The organism is Streptomyces sp. WMMC940, from assembly GCF_027460265.1.
Taxonomy (GTDB): Bacteria; Actinomycetota; Actinomycetes; order Streptomycetales; family Streptomycetaceae; genus Streptomyces.
The window spans coordinates 6,099,589-6,123,427 of sequence record NZ_JAPZBC010000001.1; the positions used below are offsets into that span (position 1 = coordinate 6,099,589).

Below are 23,839 nucleotides of genomic sequence, written 5' to 3' on the forward strand. Positions count from 1 at the left end.
GAGGAGCCCGGGAGCAACCGTTCCCCGCCCGGCAAACGCAGTCGCCGAGCCGCTTCGGGCGAGCGGACGACCGCCGGTGTGCGCTCACCCGTGTGGGTGATCCGACCGGGGCTGTTGCGGCCCCGGACACGGGAACGACATCCCGGCGGTGCCGGAACGTGCGTACGGACTGGCATCCTTGGCGCGTGACACAGCTGCGTACGGTCCAGGTACTGGGCGGCGGCAGCGCGGGCAGCAGCGCTCACGTCAGGTCACTGGCCGGGGGCCTGGTGGCGCGGGGAGTGGGGGTGACCGTGTGCGCGCCCGCACCCCTGGAGCACGAATACGACTTCCTCGGCGCCGGGGCGCACTTCGTGCCCGTGCCGCGCCGCAGCGACCCCGCGTCGGTCGGCGCGCTCCGCACGGTGTGCGCGGGAGCGGACGTCGTCCACGCGCACGGTCTCGACGCCGCGGTGCGGACCGCCCTGGCGATCAGCGGGCAGCGCGTGCCGTTGGTGGTCACCTGGCACACCCGGAGCCAGGGCGCGGGCGCGCGCGGCAGGGTGCTGCGCATGCTGGAGCGGAGGGTGGTGAGGGCCGCGGCCGTCGTGCTCGGTACCTCGTCCGAGCTGGTGGACCGCGCCCGGAGCCGTGGTGCACGCGACGCCCGGCTCGCCCCGGTCGCCCTACCGCCGCCGGGCCCGGACCGGCCCGAGAGCAAGGTGCGGGCCGAACTGGGCGCGGTCGAAAGGCCGTTGCTGACGGCCGTCGGCAGGCTCGAACCGGGCCGCGGCCACGGCACCCTGCTCGACGCGTCCCACCGGTGGCTGGGTCTCGACCCCGTTCCGCTGGTCGCCGTGGCCGGGGAGGGGCGGGAACGTGCCGCGCTGCAGCGGCGCATCGACCGGGAGGGCCTGCCGGTCCGGCTCCTCGGCAGCCGCGACGACGTCGGCGAACTGCTGGCGGTGTCGGACCTCGCGCTGCTCCCGAGCCGTTGGGAGGCCCGTTCGCTCCTCGCCCAGGAAGCCCTCCGGCTGGGCGTGCCCCTCGTGGCGACCCGGGTCGGCGGTACGCCCGAGCTCGTGGGCACGGCCGCCGAACTCGTGCCGTACGGCGACGCCGTCGCCCTCGCCGCCGCGGTCAGCCGGCTGCTGGCGGATCCCGAACGCCGCCGCCTGCTCGCCGCGGCGGGCCGGGCCCAGGCGGCGACCTGGCCGACGGAGGACGAGACCGTCGCCCAGGTCCTGAGCATCTACGACGAACTCACGCAGCCCCCGGGTCCGCGTACGGTCTGATCGCGGCCCATGCCCTTCGCGGCAGTGTGGCTGCGCCCGTGTCCGCAGGCGCACGCAGCCCCCGGGTCCGCGTACGGTCTGACCGCGGCCCACGTCCGCTGCCGTGGAGCGCCCGCTCGCCCGGGACCCTCAGGAGCCGGACCGCGGGGCCCCTCACTGCGTGTGGCGGCGGGCACGCAGGGCCAGCGACAGGGCGAGGACGGTCTGCGGGTCGTCCAGATCCGTTCCGAGGAGTTCGGAGATGCGGGCCAGCCGGTTGTAGAGGGTCTGGCGGTTGAGATGGAGCTCGCGGGCCGTCTCGGCCTTGCGGCCGGCATGGGCGAGGAACGTCTGGAGGGTGGGCAGCAACGGCGGGCGCGACGTGCGGTCGTGCTCCAGGAGCGGGCCGACCGCGCGGTCCACGAACGCCGCCAGGTCCGGGTGGTCCCGCAGCCGCCACAGCAGCAGGTCGATGTCGAGACGACGGGCGTCGTACCACGGCCGGTCGGGCAGTCCCTGCGCCGCCGTCGCAGTCTCCGCAGCGTGCCGCAGTCCGGCCGAGGCCGCCGCCCAGCCGCCGGGGACGCCCACGACGACGACCGGGGGATGGATCCCGGCCCGGGCAGGGCCCGACATCCCGGCCCGCTCCAGGCCGGCGCGCAGCGCCCCCGCGACCCGGTCGGCCACCGCCGTCCGCTCCGACTCCGAGCGCAGGCCCAGCAGCAGCGGCACCCGCCCCTCGACGGGCCGCACCCCGAGGAGCACGGGGACGCCGACGGACGCCAGCTCCTCCAGTACCGCCCGGGCCAGCAGTGCCCAGTTGCCGGACGGCGAGAGCTCGGGCGCGAGCCGCATCACCACCGGCAGCAGCGGGCCGTCACCGGGCCGGAAGCCGAGGACCCTCGCCTGGGCGGGCGCGTCCTCCGCCGTGATCCGGCCCTCGGCGAGGTCGGTGAGGAAGTCGCCGCGGCCGCGCGCCGCCAGTTCCTCCTCCTGCCGGGCCTGCATGAGGACGACCGCGAGCACCCCGGCCGCGCGCTCGGCCGCCATCCGGTGCACCGGAAGCAGCGGTCCGGACACGGCCGGCATCACCAGCCGTGCCCGTACCGCCCCGGCCCCGTGCCCGCCGCCGGGCACGTCCACGAGGACCGATCCGGACGGCGGCCCCGCCTCCCGCGCCGACCGCTGCCCGCGCAGCCCCTCCCACACCTGGAGCGGATCGGCCGCGGCGGGCCCGGTGCCGGTGCCCGCCGCGTACAGCAGCCGGCCGTCGGCGGCCTCCAGGAACACCGGGTTGGCGGTGAAGTCGGCCAGGATGCGCAGCACTTGGGGAATGCCGCCGCCTTCGAGGAGGGCCCGTGTGCACTGCCGGTACACCTCTTCCGCCTGCTGCAGCAGCGCGTAGTGCCCGTTGACGATCTCGGTGTGGACCTCCTCGGTCACCGAGACGAACGGGACCTCGCGATGGAGCTGGATCAGCGGCAGCCCGGCCGTCCTGGCGGCCTCGACGATGCTGGCGGGCAGCCGGGTGAAGCGGGGACCGAGTTCCACGACCAGCGCCGCGATCCCGCGTTCCGCGAGCCGGTGCACGAACGCCCGCTGCTCCGCGGGCCGGGTGCCCAGGGCCACGCCCGTCGTCAGCAGCAGTTCGCCGCCCTTGAGCAGCGAGGCGATGTTGGGTACCTCGCCGGCGTGCACCCAGCGCACGGTGCTGTTCAGCCGGTCCGCCCCGGCGACGACCTCCGGGAGTCCGCCGCGCAGCGCAGGCAGTTCAAGGGCCTGCTGCACGGTGATCCCGCCCTGTGTTTCCATTGCCGGGACGCTACCTGGGCGAAAGTTCGAAGGACAACCGTCAGTCCGGCTTGATGTTGTGGTTCAGCCGGAACACGTTGTCGGGGTCGTACGCGGCCTTGACGTCGGCGAGCCGCCGGTAGTTCTCGGCCCCGAACCCGGCCACGACCCGCTCCCGGCCCTCGTCGCCGATGAAGTTCAGGTACACCTGACCGACGGACCAGGGCTTCACATCGGTCCGGGCGTCGCGCACCCACTGCCGTCCGCGCTCGTCGTCCGCCGGGTCCTCCCAGATGGCGAAGGGGTGCAGGACCCAGTCCGCGGTGCGCCACGGCAGCGGCCACCCGGAGTCGCCGCGGCGCAGTGCCCCGCCCATCGGGAACAGGATGTGCTGGGTGTTGGACGGCACGATCATGCTGTCGGCGCGGGCGCAGAAGACGTCCACCGCCGGGTCGGGCAGTGCCCGGAGGTACTCCGCCGACCAGTAGTTCCGCAGCCCGGGCGGGTCGTCGATCATGCACTGGAGCTCGGCGTACGGGAGCTCCTGCAGGATCTCGGCCTCATGGCCGAGGCCGAGCAGCGGCGCGGCGGCCTTGCGCAGCTCCGGCTCCGGGCCGGCGTATGTGACCAGCACCAGGGCCACGGCGCGTCCCACCAGGTGCTCGGGCATGAAGTCCTCGGGCGGGCCGGTGAGATAGATGAAGCCGCCGCCCATCGCGTCGGGCGCGGACTCCATCAGATCCCGGTACACGGGGAGCACCTCGGCCCCGCGCTCCGCCGGGAAGAACAGGAACGCCACGGACATGGCGGGCAGCGGGTGCAGCCGCAGCGTCAGCGAGGTGGCGACGCCGAAGTTCCCGCCACCGCCGTGCAGCGCCCAGAACAGTTCCGGGTTCTCCTCCTCGCTCGCGCGCACCTCGGCGCCGTCGGCCGTCACCAGGTCCACCGCCACGAGGCTGTCGCAGGCGAGGCCGAACTTCCGCTCCAGCCAGCCCGATCCGCCGCCCAGGGCGAATCCGGCCAGTCCGGTGGTGGAGGCCCGTCCGCCCGTGGTCGCCAGGGCGTACGGCTGGGTGGCCCGGTCCAGGTCGCTCATGGTGGCTCCGCCGCCGGCGCGGGCGGTCCGGGCATCCGGGTCCACCGTGACGGCGTGCATCCGCCGCAGATCGACCACGAGGCCGCCGTCGGTGGTCGCCAGCCCCGCGACGCCGTGGCCGCCGCCGCGGACGGCGAGCTCGAGGTCGTGGTCCCGGGCGAACCGGACCGAGGCGGCGACGTCGGCGGCCGACTCGCACTGGACGATCACCGAGGGCCGCCGGTCGATCATCGCGTTGAAGAGCGCCCGGGCCTCGTCGTAACCGGCGTCGTCCGGGGTGATGGCCTCACCGGCCAGGGAGTCGCGGAGTCCCGTCAGGGCCGGCTCCGCGAACGGTTGGGGCGCCATGATGCCCCCTTCCGGGGCGCGAACAGGACCTTCTCATCGTAGGTACGAGCGGTCCCGACGCGCACATCCGCGGAAGGGGGCGGGGCGTCAGCCGCCGTACGCGCCGGAGGCGGTGAGCCGCAGCGCCGTGTCGATCAGCGGGACGTGGCTGAACGCCTGCGGGAAGTTGCCCACCTGACGCTGCAGCCTCGGGTCCCACTCCTCGGCGAGCAGGCCGAGGTCGTTGCGCAGCGACAGCAGCTTCTCGAACAGCCGGCGTGCCTCGTCCACGCGCCCGATCATCGCCAGGTCGTCGGCGAGCCAGAACGAGCAGGCGAGGAACGCTCCCTCGTCGCCCTCGAGCCCGTCGACGCCGGCCTCGTCGCCCGCCGTCGGGTAGCGCAGCACGAAGCCGTCCGGTGTGGACAGCTCCCGCTGGATCGCCTCGATGGTGCCGATGACGCGCTTGTCGTCCGGCGGCAGGAAGCCCATCTGCGGGATGAGCAGCAGCGAGGCGTCGAGCTCCTTGGAGCCGTAGGACTGCGTGAAGGTGTTGCGCTCCTTGTCGTAGCCCTTCTCGCAGACGTCGCGGTGGATCTCGTCGCGCAGCTCGCGCCAGCGCTCCAGCGGGCCGTCCGCGTCGCCCGACTCGATCAGCTTGATCGTGCGGTCGACGGCGACCCAGGCCATGACCTTGGAGTGCACGAAGTGCCGGCGCGGACCGCGGACCTCCCAGATGCCCTCGTCGGGCTGGTCCCAGTGGCCCTCCAGGTACCGGATCAGCTTCAGCTGGAGCACCGAGGCGTAGTCGTTGCGGGACAGACCCGTCATATGGGCCAGGTGCAGGGCCTCGGTGACCTCTCCGTAGACGTCCAGCTGGAGCTGGTTCGCCGCGCCGTTGCCCACCCGTACCGGTGCGGAGCCCTCGTACCCAGGCAGCCAGTCCAGCTCCGCCTCGCCGAGCTCCCGCTCCCCGGCGATGCCGTACATGATCTGCAGGTTCTCCGGGTCGCCGGCGACGGCGCGCAGCAGCCACTCGCGCCAGGCCCGGGCCTCTTCGCGGTAGCCGGTGCGCAGCAGCGAGGAGAGGGTGATGGCGGCGTCGCGCAGCCAGGTGTAGCGGTAGTCCCAGTTCCGGACGCCTCCGATCTCCTCGGGCAGCGAGGTGGTGGGCGCGGCGACGATGCCGCCGGTGGGCGCGTATGTGAGGGCCTTCAGGGTGATCAGGGAGCGGATCACGGACTCCCGGTAGGGGCCGTGGTACGTGCAGTGCTCGACCCATTCGCGCCAGAAGTCCTCGGTGGCGTCCAGCGACCCCTCGGGGTCGGGCAGCGCGGGTGGCTGGTGGTGGGACGGCTGCCAGCTGATGGTGAAGGCGAGCCGGTCGCCGGGGGAGACCGTGAAGTCGGAGTAGGTCGTCAGGTCCTGGCCGTAGGTGTCGGCGGGGGTGTCCAGCCACACCGAGTCGGGGCCCGCGACGGCGACCGTGCGGTTGTCCACCTTGTGCACCCAGGGCACGATCCGGCCGTAGCTGAACCGCATCCGCAGGGCCGACCGCATGGGCACGCGCCCGCTGACGCCTTCCACGATCCGGATCAGCTGGGGTGCGCCGTCACGGGGCGGCATGAAATCCGTCACGCGGACCGTGCCGCGTGGCGTGTCCCACTCCGATTCCAGGATCAGCGAGTCGCCCCGGTAGCGGCGGCGGCTGGCCGCGGGCGGCTCGGTGTCGGCCGGGTACGCCGGCCCGAGGCGCCAGAATCCGTGCTCCTCGGTGCCGAGAAGACCTGCGAAGACGGCATGCGAGTCGAAGCGGGGGAGGCACAGCCAGTCGACGGTGCCGTCCCGGCAGACCAGGGCAGCGGTCTGCATGTCTCCGATGAGTGCGTAGTCCTCGATGCGCCCGGCCACGTGGATCTCCAGTCGAACGGCCACGTCCGCCCAGCGTGGCACTTACTGCGGTCAAGGGGGTCAATCGGTCGATGACGAGCTCGCTCCGGGAAGGGTGTCCCGCCCAGGCGAAACTGTGAGGGAAGGGCGGGGGTGGTGCCGTTCACCGGCCTGGCTCGGCAGCGATATTCCGAATCAAGTGTCCGAGCAGGATACGACGCACCCCGGTGATCCGCGCGACGCTCTCGACAATGCATCGCGGCCGAACGGGTGAGCGCCTGGTGAACCCCGGTGGAGCCCGCTGAAGGCCATCATGCCCTGTGTGGCCGGAAGCAGTCTCCCCCGGGCGCTGATACCCTGGTAGCCCGTGGACCGGTGGTGCCCCCACTAGGGATGGCGGCCCCCGAACCGCAGCGACGGCGCCCCGGGCGATCCCCGGATGTTCCCTGTGGGGCGCCGTTACGCACGACCACCTCGCGACCACGGGAGCCCCCTCTTGGCCATGCCGGCTCGATCCTCGACATCTACGACGACCAAGCACATCTTCGTCACCGGGGGTGTCGCCTCCTCCCTCGGCAAGGGCCTGACCGCCTCCAGCCTGGGCGCGCTCCTGAAGGCGCGGGGCCTGCGGGTCACCATGCAGAAGCTCGACCCGTACCTGAACGTCGACCCGGGGACGATGAACCCGTTCCAGCACGGTGAGGTGTTCGTCACCAACGACGGCGCCGAGACCGACCTGGACATCGGTCACTACGAGCGTTTCCTCGACGTGGACCTCGACGGCTCCGCGAACGTCACCACCGGTCAGGTGTACTCGACCGTGATCGCCAAGGAGCGGCGCGGCGAGTACCTGGGCGACACGGTCCAGGTGATCCCGCACATCACCAACGAGATCAAGCACCGCATCCGCCGTATGGCCACCGACGACGTCGACGTCGTGATCACCGAGGTCGGCGGCACCGTCGGCGACATCGAGTCGCTGCCGTTCCTGGAGACCGTCCGGCAGGTCCGCCACGAGGTCGGCCGGGACAACGTCTTCGTCGTGCACATCTCGCTGCTTCCCTACATCGGGCCGTCCGGGGAGCTGAAGACCAAGCCGACCCAGCACTCGGTCGCCGCGCTGCGGAACATCGGTATCCAGCCGGACGCGATCGTGCTGCGCGCCGACCGCGAGGTCCCCACCGCCATCAAGCGCAAGATCTCGCTGATGTGCGACGTCGACGAGGCGGCCGTGGTCGCCGCCATCGACGCCAAGTCGATCTACGACATCCCGAAGGTGCTGCACACCGAGGGCCTGGACGCCTACGTCGTGCGCAAGCTCGACCTTCCGTTCCGCGACGTGGACTGGACGGTCTGGGACGACCTGCTGGACCGAGTGCACAACCCCGACCATGAGGTCAGTGTCGCGCTCGTCGGCAAGTACATCGACCTGCCGGACGCCTATCTGTCGGTGACCGAGGCCATGCGGGCCGGCGGTTTCGCGAACAAGGCCCGGGTCAAGGTGAAGTGGGTCACGTCCGACGACTGCCGTACGCCGGCCGGCGCGCAGAAGCAGCTCGGCGACGTGGACGCGATCCTGATCCCGGGCGGCTTCGGCGAGCGCGGCGTCGACGGCAAGGTCGGCGCGATCCAGTACGCCCGCGAGAACAGGATCCCGCTGCTGGGCCTCTGCCTCGGCCTGCAGTGCATCGTGATCGAGGCCGCCCGCAACCTGGCCGAGATCCCCGACGCGAACTCCACGGAGTTCGACGCGGGCACCGCCCACCCCGTCATCTCCACGATGGAGGAGCAGCTGGCGTACGTGGAGGGCGCGGGCGACCTCGGCGGAACGATGCGCCTCGGTCTCTACCCGGCGAAGCTCGCCGAGGGCTCCATCGTCCGCGAGGTCTACGCGAACGAGCCGTACGTCGAGGAGCGCCACCGGCACCGCTACGAGGTGAACAACGCCTACCGTGCGGAGCTGGAGAAGAAGGCGGGCATCGTCTTCTCCGGAACCTCCCCGGACAACAAGCTGGTGGAGTACGTCGAGTACCCGCGTGAGGTGCACCCGTACCTGGTCGCGACCCAGGCCCACCCGGAGCTCCGCTCCCGCCCGACCCGTCCGCACCCGCTCTTCGCCGGCCTGGTGAAGGCGGCCGTGGAGCGGAGGACCGCGGGTCCGGGCGCAGGGCACAAGACGGGCAAGTAAGGCAAAGGCGTTACGGTGGGCCGGGGCACGGAACGGGACAGGTTCCGCGGCCCCGGTTCCGGCGTTTGGGAGGACGCGCATGACCATCAAGGACACCCCCGCGGAGTGGCGGGTCACCGCGACCGCGACGCCGTTCAGGGGCAACAAGACGAGTGTCCGCACCGACGACGTGGTCATGCCCGACGGCTCGGTCGTGCGCCGTGACTACCAGGTGCACCCGGGATCGGTGGCGGTCCTGGCGCTCGACGAGGACGGCCGGGTCCTGGTGCTGCGCCAGTACCGGCACCCGGTGCGGCAGAAGCTCTGGGAGATCCCGGCCGGGCTGCTCGACGTCCCCGGCGAGAATCCGCTGACCGCGGCCCAGCGCGAACTGTACGAGGAAGCACACGTCAAGGCGGTCGACTGGCGGGTCCTCGCGGACGTCTACACCACGCCGGGCGGCTGCGACGAGGCCGTACGGATCTTCCTGGCCCGTGATCTGTCCGAGGCGGAGGGCGAGCGCTTCCAGGTCTCCGAGGAGGAGGCGGACATGGAGCTGGCGCGCGTTCCGCTCCAGGACCTGGTGCGTGGCGTACTCGCCGGCGATCTGCACAACAACTGCCTGGTGGTGGGGGTCCTCTCGCTCACGGCCGCCCTCGCCGGCGACGGCCTGGACTCCCTCCGCCCCGCCGAGGCCCCCTGGCCCGCCCGCCCGTTCGAGGCGTAGGCACCGCACGGTCGGGGCGGCGCTCCCGGGCAGGGGAGTGCCGCCGTGGCCTCCGGCCCCTCGCGCGACCGCGCACAGGGGTGGTGTGACCATCCGCTCATCCGATCGAGGGATCCTCCCGCCGCGTGCCGCCGCGCTCTCCCCGTTTCGGCGAGATGCCTGAATTACGCTCGGAGCGCCCCGCCCGGGCACCCGGCGCGGGTTCGGCTCGACGGTGGCGGACTGGGAGCGTGGCCCGTGACGGATCAGGCGGTGGACTTCGAGGAACCCTCGTCCGAGAACCGCCCGTCGCAGGCAGGGCCCCTGTCCGGGGAGCGGCACGGTCATGGGACCGTTGGCCCTGTGGGTGGGCAATTCATCGGGCGCCAGCGGGAATTGAAGGCGCTGCGGGCCGACATCGAACGGGCCGGTCTCGACACGATCTCCGGGCGCAAGGCGCCTCGCGCCCGGGTGCTGCTCGTCGCCGGGCGGCCCGGCTCGGGGAGGACCGCGCTCGCCGCGGAACTGACGCGGCGGCTGGCGGACGAGTACCCGGACGGGGTGCTGTGGGCGAGGCTCAGCGAGCCCGGCGGCGAACCGGTCCCCACCGATCGCACCGCCCGCGGACTGCTGGACACGCTCGGCGTCGGAGCACCGGCCGGCGCCGAAGAGGACCTGCTCACCGAGATGGTCCGCGAGGCCCTCGCGGTGCGGCGGTGCGTGCTCGTGCTGGACGACGCCGCCGACGCGGAACAGGTGGACCCGCTGCTGCCCGACAACCCCGAGTGCCTGGTCGTCGCCGTCTCCCAGGGGCCGCTCACCGGGATCCCGGACGTGCGGCCGTGCACCATCGGCGGCATGGACGCCAAGTCGGCGATCGAGTTGCTGAGCCGTTTCACCGGCTCGGTGCGGGTCACCGTCGACCCGCAGGCCGCCGAGTCGCTGGTCGAGCAGTGCGGCGGGCAGCCCGCCGCGATGCTGCTGGTCGGCGGCTGGCTCGCGGCCCGCCCCAAGGCCTCCGTCGCCGACGCGACCAAGCAGCTGAAGGGACTGCCCGACGACCCCGAGGAGCCCGTCGGCGCCCGGCCGCTGGCCCGGGCCTTCCGGCTCGTGCACGACTCGCTCCCGCAGTCCGCGGCGAGGCTGCTGCGGCTGCTCGCCCTCGCCCCCGCCGGGCGGGCGGACGCGCACACCGCCTCCGCGCTGGCCGGCTGCTCGGTCTCGGCGGCCGGATCGACCCTGGAGGACTTCGCCGCGCTCGGGCTGCTGCACGCGCCCGCCGGTGCGGATGAGGCGGTCGAGCCGGAGGGGAGCGAGCAGTACGAGGTGCCGGCCTGCCTCGCCCCGCTGCTGCACGCGCTGGTGACCGAGGAGGAGCGGCCCGCCGAGGTGCAGCTCGCCCGGGCCCGGATGCTGGAGCGGACCGTACGGCTGCTGCAGTCCTGCCACGCCGTCACGGAACCGGAGGGATCCTCGGCCCGCAAGAAGCTCGCCGGACTGCCGCGCGCCCTGCGCTTCTCCGGCCCCGGGGCCGCCGCGGCCTGGCTGGAGGAGCGCCGGCCCGCGCTGCTCGGGGCCGCCCGGATCGCGGTGGCCGACGGAGAGCTGGACACGCTGGCCCGGCGGCTGATCGCCGCGCTGGTCCGGGCGCTGGTCGCGCACCGCGGCACCGAGTCGGCCGCCCCTGAGCTCTACGGGCTCCATCAGCTCGTACTGGACGTGGCCGTACGGCGTGAACTGCACCGGGAGCAGGCCGCCGCGCTGCTGAACCTGGCCGACCTGGATGCCGGGACGGGCCGGACGGAGGAGGCGCTGGTGCGGTACCGGGCGGCTCTGGACGCGGGACGCCGCGGAAACGACCCGTACGCCACCGCCAGGGCGATGGAATCCGTAGGCGGTGCCTACCAGGAGCTCGGGGACTGGGAGCGGGCGGCGGACTGGTACGGGCGAGCCCTCGCCCAGCGCCTCGCCCGGGGCGAGCGCGCCGACGAGGCCCGGCTGTACGGCCGGCTGGGCGGTGTGCACACCTACGCCGGGCGGTACGGGGAGGCGCTGCGCAGCTGGCGCGCGGCGGCGGCCGGATACCGGCGCCTCGGCGATCTGCCCGGCCATGCGCGGGCGTTGAGCGAGGCGGCCCGGGTCCAGGAGTACGCGGGACGCCCGGAGGAGGCGCTGCGCACCTGCGAGGAGGCCGTGGCCTGGGCTCGCAGGGCCGGGGACCTGCGGCTCCAGGCCGCACTCCAGCTGCGGCTGGCCGACACACTGGACCGCCTCGGCGACTCCGCCGCGGCCGGACTGCACCGTTCCGCCGCCGAGCGACTGCTGGGAGGCGATGTTTCCGGCCTACGAAATCCGTAGTGTTGTCCTCGGAGAAATTTGCTTTGCAAGGCTAGACAGCTGGAAGTCCTTCATTAGACTGGCTCTGCCGGGTGTCGCCCCGGTCCATCCGATACGCCCGGCGTATCCGGGTAAGTATGGAACTGCACCAGAATCCCCCTGAGCCAAGGACCGTGATCGACGTGAAGGTCGGCATCCCCCGCGAGGTCAAGAACAACGAGTTCCGGGTGGCGATCACCCCCGCCGGCGTGCACGAGCTCGTGCGCAACGGCCACCAGGTCTTCATCGAGGCGAACGCCGGTGTCGGCTCCTCGATCACGGACGAGGAGTTCGTCGCCGCGGGCGGGCAGATCCTGCCCACCGCCGACGAGGTCTGGGCCACCGCGGACATGGTGCTCAAGGTCAAGGAGCCCATCGCGGAGGAGTACCACCGCATGCGCAAGGACCAGGTCCTCTTCACCTACCTGCACCTTGCCGCCTCCAAGGAGTGCACGGACGCCCTGATCGAGTCCGGCACCACCGCCATCGCCTACGAGACGGTCGAGCTCCCCAACCGCTCCCTGCCGCTCCTCGCCCCGATGTCCGAGGTCGCGGGGCGGCTGGCCCCGCAGGTCGGGGCCTACCACCTGATGCGCCCGGCCGGCGGCCGGGGCGTGCTGCCCGGCGGGGTTCCCGGCGTGACCCCGGCCAAGGCCGTCGTCATCGGCGGCGGTGTCTCCGGCTGGAACGCCACGCAGATCGCCGTCGGCATGGGCTTCGAGGTGACGCTGCTGGACCGCGACATCAACAAGCTGCGCGAGGCCGACAGGATCTTCGGCACGAAGGTCAAGGCCGTCATGTCCAACTCCTTCGAGCTGGAGAAGGCCGTCCTCGACGCCGACCTCGTCATCGGCGCGGTGCTCATCCCCGGCGCCAAGGCGCCGAAGCTGGTCACCAACGAGCTCGTCTCCCGGATGAAGCCGGGAAGTGTCCTTGTCGACATCGCGATCGACCAGGGCGGCTGCTTCGAGGACTCCCGTCCGACCACGCACGCCGAGCCGACCTTCCGGGTCCACAACTCGGTCTTCTACTGCGTCGCCAACATGCCCGGCGCCGTTCCGAACACCTCCACCAACGCGCTCACCAACGCCACGCTCCCCTACGTCGTGTCGCTGGCGAACAACGGCTGGGTCGAGGCGCTCCGCCGCGACCCGGCGCTGGCCAGGGGCCTCAACGTCCATGAGGGCCAGGTCGTTTACAAGGAGGTCGCCGAGGCGCACGGCCTCGAGACCGTCGAGCTGAACACGCTGCTCGGCTGACACGCGTCGACAACCGACCGCCCTGTCAACCGGGGTCGTCAACATCACGTATCCGGCCGGACCTTGAGGAGCAGGGTCCGGCCGGACGCGTGTCCGGCCGGCGCGGGGCACTCGCTCAACTCGCCTTGAACGTAACCCTTCAACCGATTCGCACACCGTCGAAAGGCGCGGAACGGTCGCTGTGCACCCTTGACAGCGGGGTGTTCGGTTGCCGACACATCGGGCCGGGTCCGGCGGATTGTGTTGCTGCGGACCGGGGACACGCCATAGAGTCGCCAACCGTCGGCATGGTGCCACGCTGACCTATCGATAAGTTTCCTGGTCACGTCCAAGGAGGTAAGACGACTTGTGAATGAGTCGACATTTTCTCCCGGGGGCGGCCGCCCAGGAATGCTCCCGGTGCGCCCCATGGGCGTGGAGGTACCCCCGACGCCGGGCCAGGCGCCCGCGTCCGGGCCCGAAGCTGTCGGCTCCGTCGCTGTCCGTACCTTCGCGACTCATCAGCACATGACGACGACAGCCCACACGATGAAGATGATGGACGGCCAACACGTGAACGCCATGGCCGGCAACGAGAGTGGCCGAGAGTCCACCCACTTCGCCGACTACGACGAGGTGCCCGAGGGGCACTTCTACGACCCCGACGCCGAGTACGAGCCCGATCCGGAGTACGCGGCCACGCTCGCGCCCGACGCGGCCCGCCAGCGCCGCGAGCGCATCGGCCCGACCGGGCGCCCGCTGCCGTACTTCCCGATTCCCGGCCCGCTCACCGACCACGGCCCCGCGAAGATCATCGCGATGTGCAACCAGAAGGGCGGCGTCGGCAAGACGACGTCGACCATCAACCTGGGCGCCGCGCTCGCGGAGTACGGACGCCGGGTGCTGCTCGTCGACTTCGACCCGCAGGGAGCCCTGTCGGTCGGTCTCGGCGTGAACCCGATGGAGCTCGACCTCACCGTCTACAACCTGCTCATGGAGCGGGGCATGTCCGCGGACGAGGTCCTGCTGAAGACCGCCGTGCCCAACATGGACCTGCTGCCGAGCAACATCGACCTCTCGGCGGCCGAGGTCCAGCTCGTGAGCGAGGTCGCCCGCGAGTCGACGCTGCAGCGCGCCCTGAAGCCGCTGATGCAGGACTACGACTACATCGTGATCGACTGTCAGCCGTCGCTCGGCCTGCTGACGGTGAACGCCCTGACGGCGGCTCACAAGGTGATCGTGCCACTGGAGTGCGAGTTCTTCGCGCTGCGCGGCGTCGCCCTGCTCACCGAGACGATCGAGAAGGTCCAGGAGCGACTCAACCCGGACCTGGAACTCGACGGCATCCTCGCCACGATGTACGACTCGCGCACGGTGCACAGCCGCGAGGTGCTGGCGCGGGTGGTCGAGGCGTTCGACGACCACGTCTACCACACGGTCATCGGGCGCACGGTGCGCTTCCCGGAGACGACCGTCGCCGGCGAGCCCATCACGACGTACGCGTCCAACTCCGTCGGTGCCGCCGCCTACCGCCAGCTCGCCAGGGAGGTGCTCGCCCGGTGTCACGCCGAGTGAGTCTGCCCGGAGCCGACGAGCTGTTCCGTACGACCGGGGGCATGGGGCTGCAGTCCTCGTCCCCGAGGCGGGGTCAGGCGGGGGCGAACGGCGAGGCTCGGGTTCCGGCGCCCGCCGGTGAGAGCGACCCGGTCGAGTCGCCTCCGGCCGCGTCGCCCCCACCGCCGGCGTCGTCCGGAGCGGGCGCCCCGGCGGCCTCGGAGGAGCACTCCTCGGCCGGTGAGGCGGAAGCCGCGGAGCCGCGGAGCCGCGCGGCGGACGGCGACCAGCCGGCCGCGCCGAAGGGGCGCCGCCCGCAGGAGGCCGCCGCCCCGCGTCGCCGGGGGCGCGCGGCGAGCCGCCGGCCCAGCGGCCGGGAACGGCACGACGAGAAGATCACGGTCTATGTCTCGGCCGAGGAACTCATGGACCTCGAGCACGCGCGGCTGGTGCTGCGCGGTGAGCACGGACTGGCCGTGGACCGCGGGCGCATCGTCCGCGAAGCGGTGGCGGTCGTCCTGGCGGACCTCGAGTCCCGGGGCGACGCGAGCATCCTGGTGCGGCGCCTGCGCGGTCGCTGACCGGGTAGCCTGCGCGCGACGTTCCTTCCGCTCACTGGACCACGATGCCGCCGAACGACCCCGCCGCACCCCGGCCTCCGGCCCGCCCGCCCCGTCGCACCCTGGGCCGCGGCCCGGGGACGGCACCCGCGCCGTCGGCGGACCCCGCACCGGAACCCGGCGTCGCCCACGAGCGGCCCACGGAGGCCGAGCCGGACCCCCGGGCGCCCGGCGCCGGTCCGGGCCGCGCAGACGGCCCTGGAAGGGCGCCTTCCGGCCCGGGACGGGCCCCGGGGGCCCCTCACGGGGGTGCGGTCGGCGACGAGGGACCCGGGGCGGCGTCCTCCGCCCCCGGGCCGGGCCGCGAGCCGGGGCACGGCCCCGTTTCCGGGCGCGACGGCTCCATTACCGCGTCGACCCACGAGCCCGCTGCGGTTCGTGCCTCCGCTCCGCCTCACGCTCCCGTTCCCGATGACGGTGCCGCCGGGCCGGCGGCGTCCGACGAGGACGCCGATGCTGCTGGTACCCCCTCGACCGGCCCCGATGGCGCCGCGGGCCCGCGCGGGGGCGCGCCGAAGGCGCCCGCGCCGGGTGGGCCGGTCTCCGGGAACGATCCCCCTGTCCCGGCCACCGGTCGGGCCGATGGGGGAGAGTCCCCGGGGCCGGGCCGCGACCCCGCTGCACCGGCCCCGGAAGGCGCCGCCCAGGGCTCCGAGTACGGCCCGGGCCGGCTGCGGGAGGGCACTGCCGGGGCGGGCGGCGAGCCGGGAACCCGCATCCCGGTGTCCGCCCCGGCGCGGGCCGAGGCCGACCGCGGCGCCGGCCTTCCGGCAGACCCCGCACGCCCCGCAGGCGCAGACGGCCGGGACGCGGGTCCGCCCCCCGGCGCCCGCGCGTCGGCCGGATCCGGGGCCGGCGCTTCCATGGCCGTCCTCGCCGACCCGGTCCACGACCCCGCCGCCGCGCCGGCCGGGGCCGCCGAGCCCGACGCGCCGACGGCGGAGACCGTCGCGGAGCCCGTCGACGACGGGCGGTTCACGGTGCGGCTCGCGAACTTCGAGGGACCGTTCGACCTGCTGCTGCAGCTGATCTCGAAGCACAAGCTCGATGTCACCGAGGTCGCCCTCTCCAAGGTCACCGACGAGTTCATGGCGCACATCCGCGCCATGGGACCCGACTGGGACCTCGACCAGACCACCGAGTTCCTGGTCGTCGCCGCGACCCTGCTGGACCTGAAGGCCGCCCGGCTGCTGCCGGCCGCCGAGGTGGAGGACGAGGCGGACCTCGCGCTCCTGGAGGCGCGGGACCTGCTCTTCGCCCGGCTGCTCCAGTACCGCGCGTACAAGCAGGTCGCGGAGATCTTCAGCGGCAGGCTCGACGAGGAGTCGCGGCGGTACCCCCGTACCGTCGGCCTGGAGGACCACCACGCCGAGCTGCTTCCCGACGTCGTCATCAGCATCGGCGCGGAGGGCTTCGCCAAGCTCGCGGTCAAGGCGATGCAGCCCAGGCCGAAGCCGCAGGTGTACGTGGACCACATCCACGCACCGCTCGTGAGCGTGCGCGAGCAGGCCGAGGTCGTCGTCGGCCTGCTGCGCGAGCGCGGCAGGGCGAGCTTCCGGGAGTTGACCGACGGGGTGACGGACACCCTCACCGTGGTCGCCCGGTTCCTCGCGCTGCTGGAGCTCTATCGTGAGAGGGCCGTCGTCCTGGACCAGGAGGACGCCCTGGGGGAACTGGTGATCACCTGGGCCGGCGGCGAGGCCGGCGCGCACGTCACGGACGAGTTCGACCGGACCCCCGAGAGCATGGAGGACAAGGCGTGAGCGACGCCCTCGAACAGCCCGCCGCGCCCGGGACCCGTACCCCCGCCGCGCCCGGGGACGGGGACGCGTCGGCGGACCGGCCTGCCGTGAAGCCGGCACTCGAGGCCGTTCTCATGGTCGTCGACGAGCCGGCCACCGAGGAGCACCTCGCCAAGGTCCTCGAGCAGCCGCGCCGTGCCGTCGCGGACGCCCTGCGCGAGCTCGCGGACGAGTACACGATCCAGGGCCGCGGCTTCGAACTGCGACTCGTCGCCGGCGGCTGGCGCTTCTACACCCGTCCCGAGCACTCCGCCGCCGTCGAGCGCTTCGTCCTCGACGGTCAGCAGGCCCGGCTCACGCAGGCCGCCCTGGAGACGCTGGCCGTCGTCGCGTACCGGCAGCCCGTCAGCCGCTCCCGGGTCTCGGCGGTGCGCGGAGTGAACTGCGACGGCGTCATGCGGACCCTCCTCCAGCGCGGTCTGGTCGAGGAGGCGGGCGCGGAACCCGAAACAGGTGCGATCCTGTACAGGACGACGAACTACTTCCTGGAGCGGATGGGCCTGCGCGGTCTGGACGAGCTCCCCGAGCTCGCGCCGTTCCTCCCCGAGGCGGAGGCGATCGAGGCCGAGACCCAGGAGGGTGTCCCGTCGTTCGATCCGGACGCCCCGGACACAGACGCAGACGACACGACGACGACGGAACTTTGATGCGAAGCAGCGGCAGGAACAGCAGCGGACGCGGCGACTACCGGGGTACCGGTGGGGGCGCCGCCCGGTCGAGGAGCGGGGGACAGCGCGACGACAAGCCGAAGCGCGCGGGCAAGCCCCGTCCCGAGGAGCGCCGCTACGACGTCGGGGGCTCGGCGTCCGAGGGCCCGAAGAAGGGCCGCGGCGCGGCCGCCCGGGGCGGCGCCAAGGGAGGTCCGAAGCAGTCCCCGCAGCGCGGTGGCGGGCGTACGGCCCCCGCCCGTTCCCGTGAGTACGAGGCCCGTGCCGAGGAGCGCAACCGCGAGCGCTACGCGAACAAGCCCCGGACCGGCACGCCCAAGACGTTTCCGGGCGCCGAGCAGGAGGGCGAGAGGCTGCAGAAGGTGCTCGCCCGCGCCGGCTACGGTTCGCGGCGCGCCTGCGAGGAACTGATCGACATGGCCCGTGTCGAGGTCAACGGCGAGATCGTGACCGAGCAGGGGCTGCGCGTCGACCCGGCCAAGGACGAGATCAAGGTCGACGGCCTGACGGTCGCCACGCAGTCGTACCAGTTCTTCGCGCTCAACAAGCCGGCCGGAGTCGTCTCCACGATGGAGGACCCGGACGGCCGCCAGTGCCTCGGGGACTACGTCACCAACCGCGAGACCCGTCTGTTCCACGTCGGGCGGCTCGACACCGAGACCGAGGGCATCATCCTGCTCACCAACCACGGCGAGCTGGCGCACCGGCTGACGCACCCCAAGTACGGCGTGCAGAAGACCTACCTCGCCGCGGTCCAGGGCCCCCTCCCGCGCGAGGTCGGCAAGCGCCTCAGGGAAGGCATCCAGCTGGAGGACGGGTACGCCCGCGCGGACCACTTCCGGGTCGTGGAGCAGATCGGCAAGAACTACCTCGTCGAGGTCGTGCTGCACGAGGGCCGCAAGCACATCGTCCGCCGCATGCTGGCCGAGGCGGGTTTCCCGGTCGACAAGCTCGTACGGACCGCTTTCGGCCCGATCGCGCTCGGCGACCAGAAGTCCGGCTGGCTGCGGCGGCTGAGCAACACCGAGGTCGGCATGCTGATGAAGGAAGTCGGGCTCTGACACCTGCCGTTCCCCGGCGGGTGAGTGCCGGGAACGCCTTTCCGCCGTTCTCCGGCAGGCGGTGAGCGGCGGCGGGCGGCCGGCCCGGCGCCCGGATCCCGGGCGTCCGCCCGCCGTCCCGCGCGATGGGCACCGGCTGCCCCGCCCCGCGGATCAGGCGCTGTCCCGGGGGCCGTGGGTCTGGAGGAACAGCACGGGCCCGCCGCCGAACCGGCCGCCTTCGGCCAGGTCCAGCAGGGCGCCCAACGCCTTGGCCGTGTAGACGGGTTCGAGATCCAGCCCCGTTTCCGCGGCCAGGCGCCGGGCCTCCAGTGCCCGCGGGGTCGGATGCCCGTAGCCGGGGCCCAGCCAGTCCCGTACCAGCGTCACGTCGCCGGGTGCGACCATGTCGCGGGGCGGGTCCGCTCCCCGTGCGCGCAGCAGCCTTTCCGTCCGCCCGGCCAGGGCGGCGACGGCGCGGGTGTCGAGCCGGAGGGTGTCGTTGACGACCACGCCGACGACCCGGGTGCGCTCCAGGCCGGCGAGCCGGAGGCCGAGGGCGAGCCCGGCCGCGGTCCCTCCCGAGCCGACGGCGGTCACGAGGTGGGACGGCTCGGGGAGGGCGCCCGCGGCGACCTGCTCCGCGAGTTCGAGGGCCGCCTCCACACAGCCCAGGGTGCCGACCGGGGACGAGCCGCCGGCGGGCAGGAAGTACGGCAGGTGCCCGCGCGTCGAATGGCGCAGGAAGAGCCAGGGTGCGGCGGCGATCGTCCGGGCCTTCGTGCGGGTGAAGTGGAGGGCGGCACCGGAGCGGCGCAGCCGCTCGAGCTGCCGCCGGACATGGTCGTCGGCGGGCTGGTCGATCAGGGCGAGGGCCGTCCGCAGCCCCCGTTCCCTCGCGTAGAGGGCCGTGGCCAGGCCCCAGTTGGTGCCCGTGCCGCCCACCGTGAGGATCGTGCGGGCTCCGCGGCGGCGCACGTCGGGGAGGATCCACTCCAGCTTGCGGACCTTGTTGCCGCCCCAGCCCCCGGAGCCGTACCCGCTCTCGTCCTTGCACCACAGAGGGACCGGGCCGGTGAGACCGGTCAGTTCGCGCACGGGCGTCGGCCCGTCGCCGAGCTGCTCACGGCGCAGTGTCCCGGACAGCTCGGGGAGGAGCCGGTGCAGCAACGGCCCGTTCATTCCAGCCTGTTCCCTTCGCCGGTGTGCCGCCCGTGCGGCGGTGCCCGCGCCGGACACCGCCGCCCAGCCTTCCGTCGTTGTGCTTGTCGGACCACCCCTTCCCCCTTTATAGTCATAGTGACTCTAAAAGAAGGGGGCGGTCGTGAGCCTCTCGGACGTACTCGCACCGCTCCAGCAGCCGCTGTTCACGCTGCTCGGCACGCCGGTCAGTTGGACCGAGGTCCTCGGCTTCGGCAGCGGGGCCCTGTGCGTCTGGCTCGTCGCCCGGCAGCACATCGCCAACTGGCCCGTCGGCATCGCCAACAACGTCCTCTTCGTCCTGCTCTTCACCCAGGCCGGCCTGTACGCCGACGCGGGGCTGCAGGTCGTCTTCATCACCCTCGCCGTGTACGGCTGGCGGACCTGGACCCACGGGGGTGGACCAGGCTCCGACGCCCTCCCGGTGCGCCGCACCACGCGCACCGAGTGGGCCTGGCTGCTCGCGGCGGGGGTGGTGGGGACAGTCGCGCTGACGCTGTTCCTGGACCGCGCCACCGACTCGGACGTCCCGTTCTGGGACGCGCTGACCACCGCGCTGTCCCTGACGGCGACGTACGGACAGTGCCGCAAGCGGCTGGAGTCCTGGTGGCTGTGGATCGCGGCGGACGTGGTCTACGTGCCCCTGTACGCGTACAAGCAGCTGTATCTCACCGCGCTGCTGTACATCGGCTTCATGACGCTCTGCGTCCTCGGGCTGCGCCACTGGTCGCGTGATCCGGTGGCGCGTCGCCCGCTGCCGGTGCCCACCGGTGGAGCGAGGCAGGACGTGACCGCGGAGGCGACGACGTGAAGCGCTACCGGCACGGGCTGGTCCTCGGCAAGTTCTATCCGCCGCACGCGGGCCACCACCACCTCGTACGGACCGCCCGCGACCGCTGCGACCGGCTGACCGTCCTCGTCTGCGCCGCGTCCGTGGAGTCGATCCCGCTCGACGCGCGGGTGGCGTGGATGAGCGAGGTGCACCCGGACGTCCGGGTCGTCGGCGCGATCGACGACCACCCCGTCGACATCACCGACCCGGCGGTCTGGGACGCGCACATGGCGGTCTTCCGTGCGGCCGTCCCCGGGCGGGTGGACGCCGTCTTCACCTCCGAGGCCTACGGCGACGAACTGGCCCGCAGGTTCCGCGCCGACTCGATCTGCGTCGACCCGGGGCGCACGGTCTTCCCCGTCTCCGGCACGGCCGTGCGCAAGGACCCCGTCGCCTGCTGGGACTTCCTGGAGCCGCCCGTGCGGGCCGCTCTCGCCCGGCGCGTGGTCGTCCTCGGCGCGGAGTCCACCGGCACCACCACCCTCGCCGAGGCGCTGGCCGCGCACTACCGGGCACGCGGCGGGGTGTGGTCGCGCACCGCCGCCGTGCCCGAGTACGGCAGGGAGTTCAGCGAGCGGAAACTGGCCGCCCTGCGGGCCGAACGGCCCGGTGCCACCTGGTCGGACGTGCGCTTCGACGGCGACGACTTCCCACTGATCGCCCGGCGCCAGACCGAACTGGAGAACGCCGCCGCCCGGATCGGCTCCCCGGTCCTGATCTGTGACACGGACGCCTTCGCCACCACCGTCTGGCACGAGCGCTACCTGGGGGGCCGGCACGAGGAGGTCGCCCGGATCGCCGCCGCCGGCCAGGGCGACCTCTGGCTGCTCACCGACCACGAGGGAGTGCCCTTCGAGGACGACGGGCTGCGCGACGGCGAACATCTGCGGCCCTGGATGACCGCCCGGTTCGCGGAGGAACTCACCCGTACCGGACGGCGGTTCGTCACCGTCACCGGCCCGCACGAGCAGCGGCTCGCCACGGCCGTCGCCGCCGTCGACGAACTGCTCGCCGAGGGCCGGCACTTCGCCGACCCCCTGCCCACCCGGGGCGGGGACGCCCCCGTGCCGGAGCTCCGATGAGCGTCGAGGGATACGACCCGAGGGCCTTCCCGCCCTTCGCCGTCACCGTCGACCTCGCCGTCTTCACGGTCCGCGACGGCGAACTGCACGTCCTGCTGATCGAGCGCGGTGCCGAGCCGTACAAGGGCGCCTGGGCGCTGCCCGGCGGCTTCATCCTCCCGCGCGAGTCCGCCGAGCAGGCCGCCCGCCGCGAACTCGCCGAGGAGACCGGCCTGTCGGTGAGCACCGTCGCCGGCCTCCACCTGGAGCAGCTGCGCACCTACAGCGACCCCGACCGCGACCCGCGGATGCGCGTCGTGTCGGTCGCGTACACCGCCCTCGTGCCCGATCTGCCCGAGCCGCGCGGCGGGGGCGACGCCGCGCACGCCCGGTGGGTGCCCCACGGCAGCCAGGGCCGCCTCGCCTTCGACCACGAGCGCATCCTCGCCGACGCCCACGAACGCGTCGGCGCCAAGCTCGAGTACACCGGCCTCGCCACCGCCTTCTGCCCCGCCGAGTTCACCCTCGGCGAGCTGCGGCAGGTGTACGAGACCGTCTGGGGCGTCGAGCTCGACCGCCCCAACTTCCGGCGCAAGGTCCTCACCACGCCCGGCTTCGTGGAAGCCGTCGAAGGAGGCGCGCGCCTGACCGGCGGCCGGGGAAAACCGGCCGCGCTCTACCGCGCGGGGCCGGCGAACGCCCTGCACCCCCCGCTACTGCGACCGGAAGGACGGCATTCGACATGACGGACACGACCGACCTGGCGGCCACGCGGACCGCCACCAAGCAGGCCGCCACCGGCACCCTCGTCGGGCTGGCGCTCGGCGACGCGCTCGGCTTCCCCACCGAGTTCAAGGACGTGCCGTCGATCCTCGCGACGTTCGGGCCCTGGCGCGAGATGGACCTGCCGAGGCCCGCGGTCGTCACCGACGACACCCAGATGACGCTGGCCCTCGCCCGCGGCATCCGTACGGCCACGGACCGGGGACTCCTCGCCCCGCTGCGGCTGACCCGGCCGGTGCGCGAGGAGTTCGTGGACTGGTACCACTCGCCCGACAACAACCGCGCACCCGGCCGCACCTGCCTGGTCGCCTGCCACAAGCTCGACAGCGACATGCCCTGGCAGGAGGCCAGCCAGATCGCGTCCAAGGGATGCGGGGCCAACATGCGGGTCGCACCCGTCGGGCTCGTGCCCGGCCTCAGCGACGGACAGCGCGCCGGAGCCGCCCAGCTCCAGGCCGCGCTCACCCACGGCCAACCGACCGCGCTGGCCGCCTCCGACCTCACGGCGCGGGCCGTGTACCTGCTCGCCCGCGGCACGGAACCGCTCGGACTCGTCGGCCGGCTCCGGTCCTACGCGTACGAGAACCGCTCCCGCTACCACCGCGACTGGCTCGGCGACCTCTGGACGTACGCCCACGACGCCACGCCCGAGGCGTTCATCGAGCGCGGCTGGGACGAATGCCTGACGGTGCTGGAGCGACTGGCCGCCGCCCTGCGCGACGCCGACCCGGAGACCGATCCGTGCCTCGCCACCGGGGACGGCTGGATCGCGGAGGAGGCCCTCGCGACCGCCCTGCACTGCTTCCTGCTCTTCCCCGAGCAGCCACTGACGGCGCTGCGCCGGGCCGCCTGCACCCGGGGCGACTCCGACTCGATCGCCTGCCTCGCCGGCGCCTTCGCCGGGGCCCACCTCGGCGCCCGGGCCTGGCCCAAGGAGTGGGAGGAGCGCATCGAGTACCGGAGCGAACTGCTGACGCTGGGCGCCCTCTGGGACGCTTGAGACACGACGCTGGCCCTTCACCCCGCCGAACTCGCCCCCGTGGTGCTGACCACGCACCGCGCCCTCCACTACCGGGGCTTCGCGAGCACCCAGTGGCTGCTGTTCGAGAAGGCAGGTGAGCTGAAGTGAAGCCCCTGCTCTACACCTACCGGGCGCTGCTCACCGGCATCCCTCTGATGCGCTCCGGTGTGGTCGTCGCCCATCTCCCCACGCTGCCGGGCGAGATGGCGGCGCCGACCCGGCTGCCCGAGCTGATCGCGGCGAAGACCGAGGCCAACGCCCGCGGCACCGCCGCCCGTGGACGCTGTCGAGGATCTGACGGAGCGGGCTCGGGTACCGGTGCCGATTCCGGGCCCGTCCGGGCCGCCGGGTCCGCAGGGCGAGCCGGGCAAGGCAGGTCCGAGCGGTTCGCCGGGCGCGTCGGGGGCGCCCGGA

18 protein-coding genes and 1 pseudogene are annotated in these 23,839 nt (G+C 73.1%); 15 read left to right on the plus strand and 4 right to left on the minus strand.

Annotated features, from left to right (window positions below):
• The first annotated feature begins 185 nt into the window (after nt 1-185).
• Nucleotides 186-1,274, plus strand: coding sequence for a glycosyltransferase family 4 protein (locus tag O7595_RS26865; RefSeq protein ID WP_269731175.1), 1,089 nt, complete (start codon nt 186-188; stop codon nt 1,272-1,274).
• 153 nt (nt 1,275-1,427) lie between these two features.
• Here the strand turns inward: O7595_RS26865 and O7595_RS26870 are convergent, their stop codons facing one another.
• The 3 genes from O7595_RS26870 to O7595_RS26880 all read right to left on the minus strand — a co-directional run bounded on the left by O7595_RS26870 (nt 1,428) and on the right by O7595_RS26880 (nt 6,378).
• The gene (locus O7595_RS26870; protein WP_269731176.1) at nt 1,428-3,065 is read right to left on the minus strand and encodes a PucR family transcriptional regulator; all 1,638 of its coding nucleotides are present in this window, start codon (nt 3,063-3,065) and stop codon (nt 1,428-1,430) included.
• 40 nt (nt 3,066-3,105) lie between these two features.
• Nucleotides 3,106-4,488: an FAD-binding oxidoreductase gene (locus O7595_RS26875; protein ID WP_269731178.1), complete on the minus strand. Its 1,383-nt coding sequence runs from the start codon at nt 4,486-4,488 to the stop codon at nt 3,106-3,108.
• A gap of 87 nt (nt 4,489-4,575) precedes the next feature.
• Nucleotides 4,576-6,378, minus strand: coding sequence for a glycoside hydrolase family 15 protein (locus O7595_RS26880; RefSeq protein ID WP_269732639.1), 1,803 nt, complete (start codon nt 6,376-6,378; stop codon nt 4,576-4,578).
• A gap of 481 nt (nt 6,379-6,859) precedes the next feature.
• Between O7595_RS26880 and O7595_RS26885 the strand changes: the two genes are divergently transcribed.
• The 9 genes from O7595_RS26885 (at nt 6,860) to O7595_RS26925 (ending at nt 18,549) form a co-directional block, all read left to right on the plus strand.
• On the plus strand, nt 6,860-8,545 hold the full coding sequence (locus O7595_RS26885) for a CTP synthase (RefSeq protein WP_269731179.1): 1,686 nt from the start codon (nt 6,860-6,862) through the stop codon (nt 8,543-8,545).
• A gap of 79 nt (nt 8,546-8,624) precedes the next feature.
• Complete coding sequence (locus O7595_RS26890) at nt 8,625-9,251, plus strand: NUDIX domain-containing protein (RefSeq protein WP_269731180.1); 627 nt, start codon at nt 8,625-8,627, stop codon at nt 9,249-9,251.
• A 237-nt stretch (nt 9,252-9,488) separates the two neighbouring features.
• Nucleotides 9,489-11,588: a tetratricopeptide repeat protein gene (locus O7595_RS26895; protein WP_269731181.1), complete on the plus strand. Its 2,100-nt coding sequence runs from the start codon at nt 9,489-9,491 to the stop codon at nt 11,586-11,588.
• A gap of 161 nt (nt 11,589-11,749) precedes the next feature.
• Nucleotides 11,750-12,865, plus strand: coding sequence for an alanine dehydrogenase (gene ald / locus O7595_RS26900; RefSeq protein WP_269732640.1), 1,116 nt, complete (start codon nt 11,750-11,752; stop codon nt 12,863-12,865).
• 408 nt (nt 12,866-13,273) lie between these two features.
• Complete coding sequence (locus O7595_RS26905; RefSeq protein WP_443071737.1) at nt 13,274-14,419, plus strand: ParA family protein; 1,146 nt, start codon at nt 13,274-13,276, stop codon at nt 14,417-14,419.
• Complete coding sequence (locus tag O7595_RS26910) at nt 14,416-14,979, plus strand: hypothetical protein (protein WP_269732642.1); 564 nt, start codon at nt 14,416-14,418, stop codon at nt 14,977-14,979. Before O7595_RS26905 ends, O7595_RS26910 begins: the two co-directional genes overlap by 4 nt.
• Nucleotides 14,980-15,881: 902 nt before the next feature.
• Entirely contained in the window at nt 15,882-16,781 is a 900-nt protein-coding gene (locus O7595_RS26915; protein ID WP_443071739.1) for a segregation and condensation protein A, read from the plus strand.
• A 113-nt stretch (nt 16,782-16,894) separates the two neighbouring features.
• A complete protein-coding gene (gene scpB, locus O7595_RS26920) occupies nt 16,895-17,467 on the plus strand; it encodes an SMC-Scp complex subunit ScpB (RefSeq protein WP_443071865.1) in 573 nt (190 codons plus the stop codon).
• The gene (locus O7595_RS26925) at nt 17,467-18,549 is read left to right on the plus strand and encodes a pseudouridine synthase (RefSeq protein ID WP_269731183.1); all 1,083 of its coding nucleotides are present in this window, start codon (nt 17,467-17,469) and stop codon (nt 18,547-18,549) included. Before scpB ends, O7595_RS26925 begins: the two co-directional genes overlap by 1 nt.
• A 153-nt stretch (nt 18,550-18,702) precedes the next feature.
• Here the strand turns inward: O7595_RS26925 and O7595_RS26930 are convergent, their stop codons facing one another.
• The gene (locus O7595_RS26930; protein ID WP_269731184.1) at nt 18,703-19,710 is read right to left on the minus strand and encodes a 1-aminocyclopropane-1-carboxylate deaminase/D-cysteine desulfhydrase; all 1,008 of its coding nucleotides are present in this window, start codon (nt 19,708-19,710) and stop codon (nt 18,703-18,705) included.
• Nucleotides 19,711-19,852: 142 nt separating this feature from the next.
• On the opposite strand from O7595_RS26930, the gene pnuC reads away from it, so the two are divergent.
• The 5 genes and pseudogenes from pnuC to O7595_RS26955 all read left to right on the plus strand — a co-directional run.
• Nucleotides 19,853-20,539, plus strand: coding sequence for a nicotinamide riboside transporter PnuC (gene pnuC / locus O7595_RS26935; protein WP_269731186.1), 687 nt, complete (start codon nt 19,853-19,855; stop codon nt 20,537-20,539).
• The gene (locus O7595_RS26940) at nt 20,536-21,642 is read left to right on the plus strand and encodes an AAA family ATPase (RefSeq protein ID WP_269731187.1); all 1,107 of its coding nucleotides are present in this window, start codon (nt 20,536-20,538) and stop codon (nt 21,640-21,642) included. Before pnuC ends, O7595_RS26940 begins: the two co-directional genes overlap by 4 nt.
• Nucleotides 21,639-22,367: an NUDIX hydrolase gene (locus O7595_RS26945; protein ID WP_269731188.1), complete on the plus strand. Its 729-nt coding sequence runs from the start codon at nt 21,639-21,641 to the stop codon at nt 22,365-22,367. The genes O7595_RS26940 and O7595_RS26945 overlap by 4 nt, the downstream gene beginning before the upstream one ends.
• Entirely contained in the window at nt 22,364-23,404 is a 1,041-nt protein-coding gene (locus O7595_RS26950; protein ID WP_269731189.1) for an ADP-ribosylglycohydrolase family protein, read from the plus strand. The genes O7595_RS26945 and O7595_RS26950 overlap by 4 nt, the downstream gene beginning before the upstream one ends.
• Nucleotides 23,405-23,428: 24 nt before the next feature.
• Nucleotides 23,429-23,679 (plus strand): annotated as a pseudogene (locus O7595_RS26955) (DNA polymerase beta superfamily protein); the annotation flags it as partial.
• Nucleotides 23,680-23,839: the final 160 nt, after the last annotated feature.